The sequence below is a fragment of the Streptomyces achromogenes subsp. achromogenes genome, from assembly GCF_000720835.1.
Taxonomy (GTDB): Bacteria; Actinomycetota; Actinomycetes; order Streptomycetales; family Streptomycetaceae; genus Streptomyces; species Streptomyces achromogenes.
Genome location: NZ_JODT01000013.1, coordinates 70,266 through 83,747, shown reverse-complemented (window position 1 = coordinate 83,747; position 13,482 = coordinate 70,266). Strand labels below are relative to the sequence as shown.

General features: G+C 71.8%; 9 protein-coding genes. 2 read left to right on the top strand and 7 right to left on the bottom strand.

The window, feature by feature from the left end; translation table 11 throughout:
- Positions 1 to 77: 77 nt before the first annotated feature.
- Positions 78 to 683, bottom strand: a complete 606-nt coding sequence (locus IH25_RS0114845; protein ID WP_030609001.1) for a YdbC family protein — start codon at positions 681 to 683, stop codon at positions 78 to 80.
- A gap of 149 nt (positions 684 to 832) precedes the next feature.
- Here IH25_RS0114845 and IH25_RS0114840 point away from each other — a divergent pair, with 149 nt between their 5' ends.
- Entirely contained in the window at positions 833 to 1,366 is a 534-nt protein-coding gene (locus IH25_RS0114840) for a TerD family protein (RefSeq protein ID WP_030608998.1), read from the top strand.
- 73 nt (positions 1,367 to 1,439) lie between these two features.
- On the opposite strand, the gene IH25_RS0114835 is transcribed toward IH25_RS0114840, so the two are convergent.
- Complete coding sequence (locus tag IH25_RS0114835; RefSeq protein WP_030608995.1) at positions 1,440 to 4,337, bottom strand: vitamin B12-dependent ribonucleotide reductase; 2,898 nt, start codon at positions 4,335 to 4,337, stop codon at positions 1,440 to 1,442.
- A gap of 164 nt (positions 4,338 to 4,501) precedes the next feature.
- Complete coding sequence (nrdR, locus tag IH25_RS0114830) at positions 4,502 to 5,050, bottom strand: transcriptional regulator NrdR (protein WP_030608990.1); 549 nt, start codon at positions 5,048 to 5,050, stop codon at positions 4,502 to 4,504.
- Positions 5,051 to 5,633: 583 nt separating this feature from the next.
- Between nrdR and lexA the strand changes: the two genes are divergently transcribed.
- A complete protein-coding gene (gene lexA / locus IH25_RS0114825; protein WP_030608987.1) occupies positions 5,634 to 6,413 on the top strand; it encodes a transcriptional repressor LexA in 780 nt (259 codons plus the stop codon).
- A gap of 139 nt (positions 6,414 to 6,552) precedes the next feature.
- Here the strand turns inward: lexA and IH25_RS0114820 are convergent, their stop codons facing one another.
- From IH25_RS0114820 to IH25_RS0114805, 4 genes are all read right to left on the bottom strand, one after another.
- Positions 6,553 to 8,529, bottom strand: a complete 1,977-nt coding sequence (locus tag IH25_RS0114820; protein WP_030608984.1) for an ATP-dependent DNA helicase — start codon at positions 8,527 to 8,529, stop codon at positions 6,553 to 6,555.
- A gap of 135 nt (positions 8,530 to 8,664) precedes the next feature.
- Positions 8,665 to 9,435: a GNAT family N-acetyltransferase gene (locus IH25_RS0114815; RefSeq protein ID WP_030608980.1), complete on the bottom strand. Its 771-nt coding sequence runs from the start codon at positions 9,433 to 9,435 to the stop codon at positions 8,665 to 8,667.
- 46 nt (positions 9,436 to 9,481) lie between these two features.
- On the bottom strand, positions 9,482 to 11,503 hold the full coding sequence (locus IH25_RS0114810) for an IucA/IucC family protein (protein ID WP_030608976.1): 2,022 nt from the start codon (positions 11,501 to 11,503) through the stop codon (positions 9,482 to 9,484).
- 205 nt (positions 11,504 to 11,708) lie between these two features.
- Positions 11,709 to 13,253 carry a diaminobutyrate--2-oxoglutarate transaminase family protein gene (locus IH25_RS0114805; RefSeq protein WP_078844247.1) on the bottom strand — a complete coding sequence of 515 codons (1,545 nt, stop codon included), beginning with the start codon at positions 13,251 to 13,253 and terminating at the stop codon, positions 11,709 to 11,711.
- Positions 13,254 to 13,482: the final 229 nt, after the last annotated feature.

Here is a 13,482-nt window from a genome sequence, read left to right as displayed (position 1 = left end):
CGCCGCGGGATCGCCCACGGCCGCCGCGTTCGCTTCCTCCAGCCGTCACGCGCCTGCTCCTCCAGCCCTCACGGGTCTCAGACCGTCCAGGACGGCTCCAGGTCCACGATGTCGCCGGAGAGTGCCGCGATGTCCGCCTCGGTCTGGGCGCGCAGGGCGAGGCGCTCCACGCGCTCGGTGCGGTACTTGCCGTGCTCGGCCGCCGAGCGCCACATCGACAGGATCAGGAACTCGTGTTCGGGCGCCTCGGCGAACATGCCGCGGATCATGCCGGGCGAGCCGGCCATGGCGGGGTTCCAGACCTTCTCCTGCATGAGCGTGAAGTGCTCCACGCGCTCCTCGCGGACCGTGCACAGGGCCACCCGGATCAGATCGGCGTCGGTGAACCGCGGCTCGAATCCGGTCTTCACGTCGAAGCGGTATTCGAACAGCTTGACCTGGGCGTCCTTGAAGGTGCCGGACTGGGCGGCGGCCAGCCGGTCGTGGGAGCGGGCCATGAAGGAGTCGTAGAAGGCGCGGCTCTCCCAGAAGGCGAAGAGGTGCGCCACGCCCGGCCGCTGCCGGCTCCATCCCCCGCCCTGTCCCCGGAAACCCGGCTCCCCCGGAAGCCCCGCCCATTTCCGCTGCCCCCGCTCGAACCCCCGGCGGTCCACCACGGTGCAGCGAATCCACTTGACCAGCACCGCGCCATCGTACGGCCACCGGGCGTGGCGTCGGTCACGTCTTTGCGGAGATCGTCCGCGCGTGCGTGCCCCGTTACATGGCACGATGGACAACACACCCCGGCCGCAGGGAAGTTGGGGTCGAGTCACAGCGGAAGGGGGAAGCCTGGGTGACCGGCTTCAGCAAGGGAATCCGCAAGGTCGAGGTCGCGCTCAAGTGGGACCCCAGTCCGGCGGGCCACTCGCCGACCGATCTCGACATCATCGCCGCGACCTTCGTCTCCGGTGACGCGTACGGGGATCCGGCCTATCTGGTGCACTTCGACAGCCGCTCGCCGGACGGCACGATCACCCTCAACCGCGACAGCACGGACGGCAAGGGGTTCGGCTGGGACGAGGTCATGACGCTCGAACTGGACCGGCTCGACGGCCGCTACGCGCGCGTGGTGGTGGGCGCCGTCATCCAGCAGCGGTACGGGCGCACGTCGTTCGCCGACGTGCTGCGTCCCGCCCTCCGCATCCGTGAGGGCTACACCGTGCTCGCCGAGGACGACTTCGGCTCGGTGGCCGGGTCGACGGCCGCCGCGGTCGCCGAGTTCGTCCGGGACGACTCCGGCGAGTGGACCTTCCACCCCGGCCTGCACGGCTTCGACGAGGACCCGGCGACCTTCACCCGGGTCATGGGCCGGGCGCACCGGCCCTGACGTCCTCCTCGCACGCGTAAGGGGCGCCGGCCATGGCCGGCGCCCCTTACCTCACTTCACGAACGGCGTGTCATCAGCTGCAGCCGCTGGTCGAGCCGCAGCCCTCGCAGATGTAGCAGGAACCGGCCCGCTGCATCTTCGTACCGCAGGAGAAGCACAGCGGGGCGTCGGCCTGGATGCCCAGCTGCATCTCCACCAGCTCGGCGCTGGTGTGGGCCTGCTTCGGGGCGGGCTTGGCCGCCTCGGTCTCGGCCTTCGGCGTGGCGACCGCCTTCAGCTCCTGGGCGCGCGGCGCCGACTGGGCCAGGCCCTCGACGTCCACCTCGTCGTCGTCGATGGACTGCTCGTAGGAGCCGGTCTCCAGGTGCCGCTGGCGCTCCTCGGCGGAGTGGATGCCGAGCGCGGAGCGGGTCTCGAAGGGCAGGAAGTCCAGCGCCAGGCGGCGGAAGATGTAGTCGACGATCGACTGCGCCATCCGCACGTCCGGGTCGTCCGTCATGCCGGCCGGCTCGAAGCGCATGTTGGTGAACTTCGAGACGTACGTCTCCAGGGGCACGCCGTACTGGAGGCCGACGGAGACGGCGATGGAGAAGGCGTCCATCATGCCCGCGAGGGTGGAACCCTGCTTGGACATCTTCAGGAAGACCTCGCCCAGGCCGTCGTCCGGGTAGGAGTTGGCCGTCATGTAGCCCTCGGCGCCGCCGACGGTGAAGGACGTGGTGATGCCGGGACGTCCCTTCGGGAGGCGCTTGCGGACCGGACGGTACTCGACGACCTTCTCGACCTTGGTCTCGACGGCCGCGGGCTCCTCGGCCTTCTTCTCGTCCGCCGGCTCCTTCTTCTTGGCGGAGAGCGGCTGGCCGACCTTGCAGTTGTCGCGGTAGATCGCGAGCGCCTTGACGCCCAGCTTCCAGGCCTCGAAGTAGATCTCCTCGACCTCCTCGACGGTCGCCGTCTCCGGCATGTTGACCGTCTTGGAGATGGCGCCGGAGATCCACGGCTGGATCGCGGCCATCATGCGGACGTGACCCATCGGGGAGATGGCGCGCTCGCCCATGGCGCAGTCGAAGACCTCGTAGTGCTCCTGCTTGAGGCCGGGGGCGTCGATCACATTGCCGTGCTCGGCGATGTGGGCGACGATCGCCTCGATCTGCTCCTCCTGGTAGCCCAGGCGGCGCAGGGCCTGCGGGACGGTGCCGTTGACGATCTGCATCGAGCCGCCGCCGACGAGCTTCTTGAACTTCACCAGCGCGAGGTCGGGCTCGACACCGGTGGTGTCGCAGGACATCGCGAGACCGATGGTGCCGGTCGGCGCGAGGACGGACGCCTGGGAGTTACGGAAACCGTTCTTCTCGCCGAGCCGCAGCACGTCCTGCCAGGCCTCCGTGGCGGCGGCCCAGACCGGGGTGTCCAGGTCGTCCATGCGCACGGCCGTGGCGTTGGCGTCGGAGTGCTGCTTCATGACGCGCTTGTGGGCGTCGGCGTTGCGGGCGTAGCCGTCGTAGGTGCCGACGACCTCGGCCAGCTCGGCGGAGCGGCGGTAGGCCGTACCCGTCATCAGGGAGGTGATCGCGCCGGCCAGGGAGCGGCCGCCGTCGGAGTCGTAGGCGTGGCCGGTGGCCATCAGCAGGGCGCCGAGGTTGGCGTAGCCGATGCCGAGCTGGCGGAAGGCGCGGGTGTTCTCGCCGATCTTCTGGGTCGGGAAGTCCGCGAAGCAGATCGAGATGTCCATCGCGGTGATGACCAGCTCGACGACCTTCTGGAAGCGCTCGGCCTCGAAGGACTGGTTGCCCTTGCCGTCGTCCTTCAGGAACTTCATCAGGTTCAGCGAGGCCAGGTTGCAGGACGTGTTGTCCAGGTGCATGTACTCGCTGCACGGGTTCGACGCGGTGATCCGGCCGGACTCGGGGCAGGTGTGCCAGTTGTTGATCGTGTCGTCGTACTGGATGCCCGGGTCGGCGCAGGCCCAGGCGGCCTCGGCGATCTTGCGGAAGAGCGCCTTGGCGTCGACCTCCTCGATGACCTCACCGGTCATACGGGCACGCAGGCCGAACTTGCCGCCGTCCTCGACCGCCTTCATGAACTCGTCGTTCACACGGACCGAGTTGTTGGCGTTCTGGTACTGGACGGACGTGATGTCGTCGCCGCCCAGGTCCATGTCGAAGCCCGCGTCGCGCAGGACGCGGATCTTCTCCTCTTCCTTGACCTTGGTCTCGATGAAGTCCTCGATGTCGGGGTGGTCGACGTCGAGCACGACCATCTTGGCGGCGCGGCGGGTGGCACCGCCCGACTTGATGGTGCCGGCGGAGGCGTCGGCGCCGCGCATGAAGGAGACGGGGCCGGAGGCGTTGCCGCCGGAGGAGAGCAGCTCCTTGGAGGAGCGGATCCGCGAGAGGTTCAGGCCGGCGCCGGAGCCGCCCTTGAAGATCATGCCCTCTTCCTTGTACCAGTCGAGGATCGACTCCATGGAGTCGTCGACGGACAGGATGAAGCAGGCAGAGACCTGCTGGGGCTGCTTGGTGCCGACGTTGAACCAGACGGGGCTGTTGAAGCTGAAGATCTGGTGCAGGAGAGCATACGCCAGCTCGTGCTCGAAGATCTCGGCGTCGGCGGGAGAGGCGAAGTACTTGTGGTCCTCACCGGCCTTCCGGTACGTCTTCACGATGCGGTCGATCAGCTGCTTGAGGCTGGTCTCGCGCTGCGGGGTGCCGACGGCACCGCGGAAGTACTTGCTGGTGACGATGTTGACCGCGTTCACCGACCAGAAGTCGGGGAACTCGACGCCACGCTGCTCGAAGTTGACCGAGCCGTCGCGCCAGTTGGTCATGACGACGTCACGGCGCTCCCACGTCACCTCGTCGTACGGGTGCACGCCGGGGGTGGTGTGGATGCGCTCGATGCGCAGTCCCTTGGTGCCCTTGGCTCCCTTGGCGCGGGAACCTCGTGCCGGACCGCTCGCCGTCTCTGTCATGCCGCCTCCCTACGGGCGAAAACGCCCTGAAATGCCCCCGTTGTTCCCGTGGGCACATGTTCCTGTCTTGCGTCGCGGGCACCCTCAGCCGCCGCCCGCGACAGGTCTGTGTTCGCCGCCGTACGGCCGGAACCCGGTTCTCCGTCCGGATTCCGGTCCGCCGGTCAGTCGGCGGCGTGCGCGGGCTCGGGAACCTGCGTGGTCCCGGCCGGCCCGCGATGGTCTTCCTGGCTCCCCGCGCCGGCGTCTTCCTCGTCCGCGGCGGGGCGCGTCGCCTCCCTCAGCTCCGCGATGGCGGCCTCGAAGTCCTCGAGCGAGTCGAACGCCCGGTAGACGGAGGCGAACCGCAGGTAGGCGACGAGGTCCAGCTCCTGCAAGGGGCCGAGTATGGCCAGTCCCACGTCGTGGGTGGTCAGCTCGGCACTTCCGGTCGCGCGCACCGCCTCCTCGACCCGCTGCCCGAGCAGGGCGAGCGCGTCCTCGGTGACCGGCCGCCCCTGGCACGCCTTGCGCACGCCATTGATGACCTTGGTACGGCTGAACGGCTCGGTGACTCCGGACCGCTTCACCACCATGAGCGAGCACGTCTCCACGGTCGTGAAACGACGGGAGCAGTCAGGACACTGGCGGCGCCTGCGGATGGACGTGCCGTCGTCGGTCGTACGGCTGTCGACCACGCGGCTGTCGGGGTGCCTGCAGAAGGGGCAGTGCATGTTCTCCAACCCTCCTCACAGCAGACTCGTCAGCCTCGTCTGACCCACAGGCCTCGCGAAGCAGCCCTAAGCATAGGCGATCGGTGAGCCGTCTCCGACCGGGGGGACCACAACTTGTGGGCCGCTGTAGCCATCCAACCACTACATGTGGGGATTGGCTCATTCACCAAGGCAGACACGCGTGTCGCACCGGAACGGCGCCCGGGGGCCGCCGATGACCAGCCGGTGACCAGCCGACGACCAGCGGGGACACGCGGGCGCGCGGCCGTGTCCCCGCGGGGACACCGGGGATACGGTGGGCGCCGAGGGCAGCACGCGCGGCACTCCCGCGCGGATGGGGCCCCGGATACCGGACTGCGATATTCCGGATGGCAGACTGGGGGCGCCGCTCACGAGGCGAGCGACTCCAGCGGTGAAGAGTACAACAATGGGCGCTTTTGTCCGCCGAGTGTCGCGCCAGCCATACACCTGGACACCTGATCACGTCAGGCGAAACGCACTTTTTCACTCGAACGTGTGTTTGGCGCAACCTTTCGAAAGCAACTACCGTTGTGCAGCAGGGAGACCATCGAGAGGGGCCGCCGTGACCACCACCGCAGACAGTGCCACCATCACCGCCCAGGACCGCTCCCAGGGCCGAGTCGAGCCGGTACACGCGATGAACGAAGCCACGAATCCCGAGGGAAACAAGCGCTCCCTGCCGGGCCGACCTCCAGGCATCCGGGCGGACAGCTCCGGACTCACCGACCGGCAGCGCCGGGTGATCGAGGTCATCAGGGACTCCGTGCAAAGGCGCGGTTACCCGCCGTCGATGCGGGAGATCGGCCAGGCCGTCGGCCTGTCCAGCACCTCCTCCGTCGCCCACCAGCTGATGGCACTGGAGCGCAAGGGCTTCCTGCGCCGCGACCCCCACCGCCCGCGCGCCTACGAGGTCCGCGGATCGGACCAGGCCGTCACCGTGCAGCCCACGGACACCGCCGGCAAGCCCGCCGCGTCGTACGTCCCGCTCGTCGGCCGCATCGCCGCCGGTGGCCCCATCCTCGCGGAGGAGTCCGTCGAGGACGTCTTCCCGCTCCCCCGCCAGCTCGTCGGTGACGGCGAGCTCTTCGTCCTCAAGGTCGTCGGCGACTCCATGATCGAGGCCGCGATCTGCGACGGCGACTGGGTCACGGTGCGCCGCCAGCCGGTCGCCGAGAACGGCGACATCGTGGCCGCCATGCTCGACGGCGAGGCGACCGTCAAGCGCTTCAAGCGCGAGGACGGCCACGTCTGGCTCCTCCCCCACAACGCGGCCTACGAGCCGATCCCCGGCGACGACGCGACCATCCTGGGCAAGGTCGTCGCCGTGCTGCGGCGCATCTGACCGCTGCGGACGACGAGCCCCACCCGGCTCGCTCCCTGACCGGGCCCCGGAACCCCTGCGCCGGTTCCGGGGCCCTGCTCGTCCCCGAGCCCGTCGCCAGGCGCCGCCTGGGAAGGGGTGGCCGCACGGGCCACCCAGGTCACTTCCCTTCCGTCTCCTTCGCCGCCGCGTCGATCGCCGCGAGCGACCTGCGCACCTGGTTACGGTCCGTGGTGTACCAGAAGTCGGGCAGTGACGCCTTGAGGTAACCGCCGTAGCGCGCGGTCGCCAGCCGCTGGTCCAGTACGGCGACCACGCCCCGGTCGCCGGAGGCCCGGACGAGGCGGCCGGCGCCCTGGGCCATGAGCAGCGCCGCGTGGGTGGCGGCGACCGCCATGAAGCCGTTGCCGCCGGCGTCCTCGACCGCCTTCTGGCGCGCGCTCATCAGCGGATCATCGGGGCGCGGGAACGGGATCTTGTCCATGACGACCAGCTGACAGCTGGGACCCGGGACGTCGACCCCCTGCCAGAGCGACAGCGTGCCGAAGAGGCAGGTCTTCGGATCGGCGGCGAAGTTCTTGATCAGCTCGCCGAGCGTCTCCTCGCCCTGGAGCAGGATCGGGAACTCGGGAATCCGGGAGCGCAGCTCCTCCGCCGCGAGCTGGGCGGCCCGCATGGACGAGAACAGGCCGAGGGTGCGCCCGCCGGCCGCCTGGATCAGCTCGGTCAGCTCGTCCAGCATGTCGGCGCGGTCACCGTCACGCGCGGGGCGCGCCAGGTGTTTGGCGACGTACAGGATGCCCTGCTTGGGGTAGTCGAACGGCGAGCCGACGTCGATGCCCTTCCACTGCGGCAGGTCCTCGCCCTGCGTGCCCTCCGGGCCGAGCCCCAGGGAGGCGCCGACGCCGTTGAAGTCGCCGCCCAGTTTGAGCGTCGCCGAGGTGAGGATCACGGACCGGTCGGCGAAGAGCTTCTCCCTGAGCAGGCCGGAGACCGACATGGGGGCGACCCGCAGGGAGGCGCCGAACCGGTCGTGCCGCTCGTACCAGACGACGTCCCACTCCGAGCCGTTCAGCACCCGTTCCGCCACGTCGTGGACCGTCTCCACCGAGGCCAGCGCCTGCTTGCGGACCGCGTCCTCGTCCTGGACGGACTTGTCCCGGGTCGCGCCGATGGCGGAGATCACCGTGCGGGCGGCGTCCCGCAGCTGCATCAGGGCGTAGCCGAGGTCCTCCGGGATCTCCTCCAGGCGGCCCGGAAGGGCGAGTTCCATGAGCCGCTCGAAGCCCTCGGCGGCGGTCTGGAGCTGGTCGGCGGCCTTCTCGTTGACCAGCTTGGCGGCCCGGCGCACGGCGCGGTTGACCTGGCCGGGGGTGAGTTCGCCGGTGGCGACGCCGGTGACGCGGGAGACCAGTTCGTGCGCCTCGTCCACGATCAGCACCTCGTGCTGGGGCAGCACCGGGGCGCCCTCGATCGCGTCGATGGCCAGCAGGGCGTGGTTGGTGACCACGACCTCGGCGAGCTTGGCCCGCTCACGGGCCATCTCCGCGAAGCACTCGGCGCCGTACGCGCACTTCGACGCGCCCAGGCACTCCCGCGAGGACACCGAGACCTGGGCCCAGGCGCGGTCCGAGACGCCGGGAGTGAGGTCGTCCCGGTCGCCGTCCTCGGTCTCGTCCGCCCAGTCCCGCAGCCGCAGCAGGTCCTGCCCCAGTTTGCTGGTGGGCGCGGCGGCCTCGAACTGGTCGAAGAGGCCCTCTTCCTCGTCCTGCGGCATGCCCTCGTGCAGGCGGTGCAGGCACAGGTAGTTCGACCGGCCCTTGAGCATGGCGAACTCCGGACGGCGGCGCAGCAGCGGATGCAGGGCGTCGACCGTGCGCGGCAGGTCCCGCTCGACGAGCTGGCGTTGCAGGGCGAGCGTGGCCGTCGCGACGACCACTCTCTCTCCGTGCGCGAGCGCGGGCACGAGATAGCCGAGCGACTTGCCGGTACCGGTGCCGGCCTGGACCAGCAGGTGGGTTCCGTCGTCGATCGCCTCGGCGACCGCTTCGGCCATGGTCACCTGGCCGGGGCGCTCCGTGCCGCCGACGGCGGCGACGGCGGCATGCAGGAGTTCGGAGAGGGAGGGCTTCGTCATAGCCTGACCACCCTACGGCCCCGCACTGACAAACGGGGGGCGGTGACGGGGACGGGGGGCGGGATCACGGCCGGGGCTCCTGGGGGCGGGGCGGGATCGGGGCGGCTGGAGTGGTGAGCGCGCGCTTACGGGGCGCTACAGCACTGCGCGCAGGTCCCGGTCCCGGATCATGAGGGCGGCCCGCTTGCCGGGCAGGTCGATCTCGGCGGCGAGCCGGAAGCCCGCGCTCAGGAACGCGGCGATGGAGGGGGTGTTGCGGAGATCGGGTTCCGCCACCACGCGTGGGCAGGTGGGACGCCGGTCGAGGATCAGGCCGGCCACGGATCCCAGCAGGGCGGAGCCCAGTCCTCGTCCCCGGTCCGCCGCCTCGCCGATGAGGAGATGGATCCCGGTGTCGTGCGGCCGGGCGGGGTAGCTGCGGGCCAGGGGGTCCAGGTCCGCCCGGTAGATCTCCCAGTAGCTCATCGGGGTGCCGTCGAGAACGCCGAGGCACGGTACGCAGTGCCCGTCGCCGTGGAGTTGGGCCCGTAGGTGGTCCTCCGTCCGGCGCGGGGGCCCGGCGAGTTCCCAGAAGTCGGCGACGACCGGGTCGTTCATCCAGCGGTGGACGAGCGGCAGGTCTTGGTCGACGCGTACGGGCACCAGTTGGAAGGAGCCGACGGGAGTGCGGACCGCGCCCCACGTGGCGATCCGGTCCAGGGGGCCGGCCGTCGCCCCGGCGCGGAGGGCGAGGAACTCGGCGGGCAGCCGCAGATCCAGCGTGTCCTCGCTGCCCGGGTCGTCGTCCTCCGCGGTGAACGGGCCGAACGGGGAGTGCCGGGGACCCGTCGTGCCGGGCCGTGGGCCGACGCTGTTCGGGTGGGCTGGGGCGGGACCGGTTCCGGCGGCCAGGTCGGTGGCGGGCACGGTGCTCTCCTCTCGGGAGACGAGGTGGGTCATGTGCGTAGGTCGCTCAGGAATGAAGGGGGTTGGCGATGGTGACGTAGACGGACTGGGTGTCGACCGGTCCGGCGAGTTCGTCGAGGCCGTGCAGCCGGGTCAGCAGGTTGGCCTTGCAGCGCAGCACGGGCGAGTCGAGCAGGCGGCCGGGCAGCGAGCCGCACAGGGGGGCGGGCCCCGCGGCCAGGGTGGCCAGGAAGCGGCGGAAGGCCGCGAGGAGCAGGCGCTCGTCGGCGAGGCCCTGGGAGCCGAAGGCACCGATCAGACCGAACACGTTGTTGACGGCGAGGTAGTAGGCGAGGCGTTCGTCGACGACGTCGTCCGGGACGAAGGTGTCGCTGCGGTCGCCGATGCCGGGCAGCCGTGCCGTCAGCTCTTCTCGCCGTGACGCGCGGAAGTAGTAGCCCTGGTTGTCACGGTAACGGCCGCCGATGGGCCAGCCGTCGCCGTCCAGCAGGAGCAGCGTGTTCTGCTGGTGGGCTTCGAGCGCGACGCCGGCCTCGCCGTCCAGCCGGAGGACGGGGCGGACGACATGCTCCAGGTAGCGCAGGAACCACTCCGCCGCCACCGCGCCGACGGGCCGGCCGGTACGTGCCGTGAGCCGCGCGAGGAGGTGGGCCAGGCGGGACCGCACCGGCCAAGTGGCGGGCCGTTCCGCCGCGTCGGGGTGCGGTACGGCGAGGGGGCGGGGGGACACCAGTCCGGCGACACAGCCGGCGTCGTCGGCCGGGGTGAACGGGTTGTGCCGGATCACCACGTCCAGTCCCGGCACGGGCAGGCCGTCCGGGTCGTCCACGGCGAGCCAGGCCGGGTCGCGGACGATGTCGAAGCCCGGGTGGGCCGTGCGCCACCGGCCGGCGAGGCCGGTGCGCAGCAGCCGGTGCACCTCGACGCCCCGGTGGAGTTCCTTGCGCAGGTTCTCGCGGCGGGAGTTGGTGATGCGCAGGGCCAGCGAGAGCTTGAGCATCGCGGGGGCGCCGGAGCGGTGGACGGTGCGTACGGAGGAGGTGGGGTGCCAGGGAGCGCCGAGGGGTCCGAGGTCGCGGAGCAGCCCGGAGTCGAGCAGTGCGGCGACGGCCGGGCGGTGCCGTACCTCGCGTGCCTGCCAGGGGTGCAGGGGCAGCGCGGTGTAACCGTCGGGCAGCTCCAGGCCGGTTCCGGCGAGGCTGCGGACGAGCCGGCCGGCGGGCACGGGACGGCCGCGCTCGGTCCAGGCCGAGTCGGTCGCGAGGAGGCAGGGGGCGACAGCCAGCCAGTGCAGGGGGAAGGAGCCGTGCGACTCCGGTGAGTACCGGTCGGCCTCGGCCTCGGTCAGGCCCTCCCGGCTCTTGGGCGCCGGGTGCAGCGGGTGTCCGAGGAGGAGGGCTTGTTCGGCGCTGAGGAAGAGGTCGGGGCTGTCCGCGGGGTGGGCGCGCCGGTACCGGATGAACTCGGCGGTGCGGCGGACCGAGTCGGCGACCCTGGCCACGAGATCGACGCCCGCAGGCAAGTCGGTGTGGGCGGCGGGCGTACGGCCGGTGCCGCCGGAGCCGGTCGCGCCGTCCCGGTCGGTGCGGGGGCCGGGTGGGGTGGGTGCCGTCCTGCCCGGTGGGCCGGGAGAAGTGGGGGTTTCCCTGGTCAGGAGTGCCGCGAGGGTCACGGCGTCGACGGGTGGCGCGGTGCCGGGGGCGGACGCGAGGCGGGGTGGGCCGAAGCGGTGCCAGCCCGTCGGGGACCAGTACCGCACCGGTGCGATGAGGGCGGTGCCGCTGGCGGGCAGCGGGATGGTGATGCTCGCGGTGGCGGGGGCGGCGAGGCCGGTCTCGCGGACCCAGCACCGCAGGAGGTTCTCGACGGCGGCGGCCTGGGCCGCGGTGTGCGGGTCGGGGTCGTCCAGGGGGTCGGGGCCGGGCACCGTCCGTCGGCCGGTGTCCGCCGCCCGCCTCTTCTGCTGGGGGACGGAGTCGGTGAGCGGTACGGCGGCGGGCGGGGTGCCGGAGTCTCCCTGGTCGTCGGGGGCGCCGGAGCGGCCGTCGGGGTGGGGAGTGGCGTTCATGACGGCTCCTGCGGGGCTGGGGTGCGGGGTGTCGCGGGCTGGTCAGGTCGCCGCCCGGTCCCTCGTCGGGCGGACCGGACGGTGTGTGGGAGGCCTGTGCGGCGTGGCCGGCGGGCGGTGCCGGCCCGGGTGCCTGGAAGGGCAGGTGGTGACGCCTCCCGAGGAGGTTCCCGGAGCCGGCGGCCGGGTGCGGCGCGCGTGGTCCTCAGCCGTCGCCGGGGTGTCGTTGCCGGTGGGGGCCGTGGGTCTCGTGGTCGCGGGCCGCCGCCGTGATCGCGTCGGTCAGGCGGTCGAGTACCGCCTCCGCCTGTTCGTCGCTGATCGTCAGCGGCGGCAGCAGCCGGACCACGGACGCGTGCCGGCCGCCCAGTTCGACGATCAGTCCGCGCCGGAGGCACTCGCGCTGGACCGCGGCGGCGAGCCCGGGCGCGGGCGGGTGCGGCGTACGGGCGGCGGGGCCCATGGCCGTATCGAGGGCCGTGGGAGCCGTACGGGCGTCAGATACCGCGCGGCCCCCGGGATCATCGCCAACGCCCGGACCACCGCCGCCCCCGGTCAGGTCACCGACGCCCCCAGGACCGCCCGGTCCCCCGCACGCGGACGCTCCCGGCTCGCGCCGCTCCGGCTCCGGGGTCACCAGTTCGATGCCGATCATCAGCCCGCGGCCCCGTACGTCTCCCACGCACGCGTGCTCACGGCCGAAGTCCGCGAGCCGGCCGAGCATGCGGGAGCCGAGGGCGGCGCCGCGTTCGGCGAGGCCGTTCTCGCGGACGTAGGCGAGGGTGGCGGTGCCCGCGGCCATGGCGAGCTGGTTGCCGCGGAAGGTGCCGGCGTGGGCGCCGGGTTCCCAGGTGTCGAGGTCGTCGCGGTAGACGATCACGGCCAGCGGGAGGCTGCCGCCGATGGCCTTGGACAGGACCATGACGTCGGGGGTGACGCCGCTGTGGTCGACGGCCCAGAAGGCGCCCGTGCGGCCGACCCCGGTCTGGATCTCGTCGGCGATCAGCGGGATGGAGCGGTCCGCCGTGAGCCGGCGCATTCGGCGCAGCCAGTCGTCCGGCGCGGGGATCACCCCGCCCTCGCCCTGGACGGGTTCGAGGATCATCCCGGCGGGCTGCGGTACGCCCGACTTGGGGTCGTCGAGGAGGGACTCGGCCCAGCGGGCGGCGAGTTCGGCGCCGGACGGGCCGCCGACGCCGAACGGGCAGCGGTAGTCCTGCGGGTAGGGCAGGCGGGCCACCTGGACGTCGGGGGCGCCGCCCGAGACGGCCAGCGCGCCGGCGGTCATGCCGTGGTAGGCGCCGGCGAAGGCGAGGATGCCACAACGGCCGGTCGCGGCCCGGACCAGTTTGAGGGCGGCCTCGACGGCGTCGGTGCCGGCCGGCCCGCAGAACTGGACGCGGGCGCGGTCGGCGAGGCCGGGCGGGAGGGTGCGGAACAGTTCGGTGACGAAGGCGTCCTTGACCGGGGTGGCGAGGTCGAGGACGGACAGCGGGGCGCCCGAGTCCAGGACCCCGCGGATGGCTTCCAGCACGACCGGGTGGTTGTGGCCGAGGGCGAGGGTGCCGGCGCCGGAGAGGCAGTCCAGGTAACGGCGGCCGTCGGCGCCCTCGATGGTGAGCCCCCGGGCCCGCACGGGGACGATGGGCAGGGCGCGGGCGTAGGTGCGCGCCGAGGACTCGCGCGCCGACTGGCGTCTGAGGATCCCCTCGTGCGGGCCCCGCGTTTCTCCGGATGTGGCTTGGGCCATCGACTCCGTTACGGCCACGGCGCGTCGTCCTCCCGGCTGGTCAAGGGCGAGTCGGTGCTCGGGGACCGGACGCCGACGGCCGGTTCCACCGGCTACAACCCCCGGCCGTTCGGCCGGTTACGGGGTGGCCCGCAGATCCTTGACCGGAAGGTGAGGAAAGCCTTCCCGTAGCACTTCCCGAAAACCGGCGGACGGCAGCGCACCCGTGCCCGCCCGGTGCGGTACGGCC

What these genes read in the sequence shown, in the direction of transcription:
- IH25_RS0114835 (WP_030608995.1), bottom strand. Translation starts at nt 4,337, where the DNA reads ATGACAGAGACGGCGAGCGGTCCGGCACGAGGTTCCCGCGCCAAGGGA.
- nrdR (WP_030608990.1), bottom strand. Translation starts at nt 5,050, where the DNA reads ATGCACTGCCCCTTCTGCAGGCACCCCGACAGCCGCGTGGTCGACAGC.
- IH25_RS0114820 (WP_030608984.1), bottom strand. Translation starts at nt 8,529, where the DNA reads ATGACGAAGCCCTCCCTCTCCGAACTCCTGCATGCCGCCGTCGCCGCC.
- IH25_RS0114810 (WP_030608976.1), bottom strand. Translation starts at nt 11,503, where the DNA reads ATGAACGCCACTCCCCACCCCGACGGCCGCTCCGGCGCCCCCGACGAC.
- IH25_RS0114805 (WP_078844247.1), bottom strand. Translation starts at nt 13,253, where the DNA reads ATGGCCCAAGCCACATCCGGAGAAACGCGGGGCCCGCACGAGGGGATC.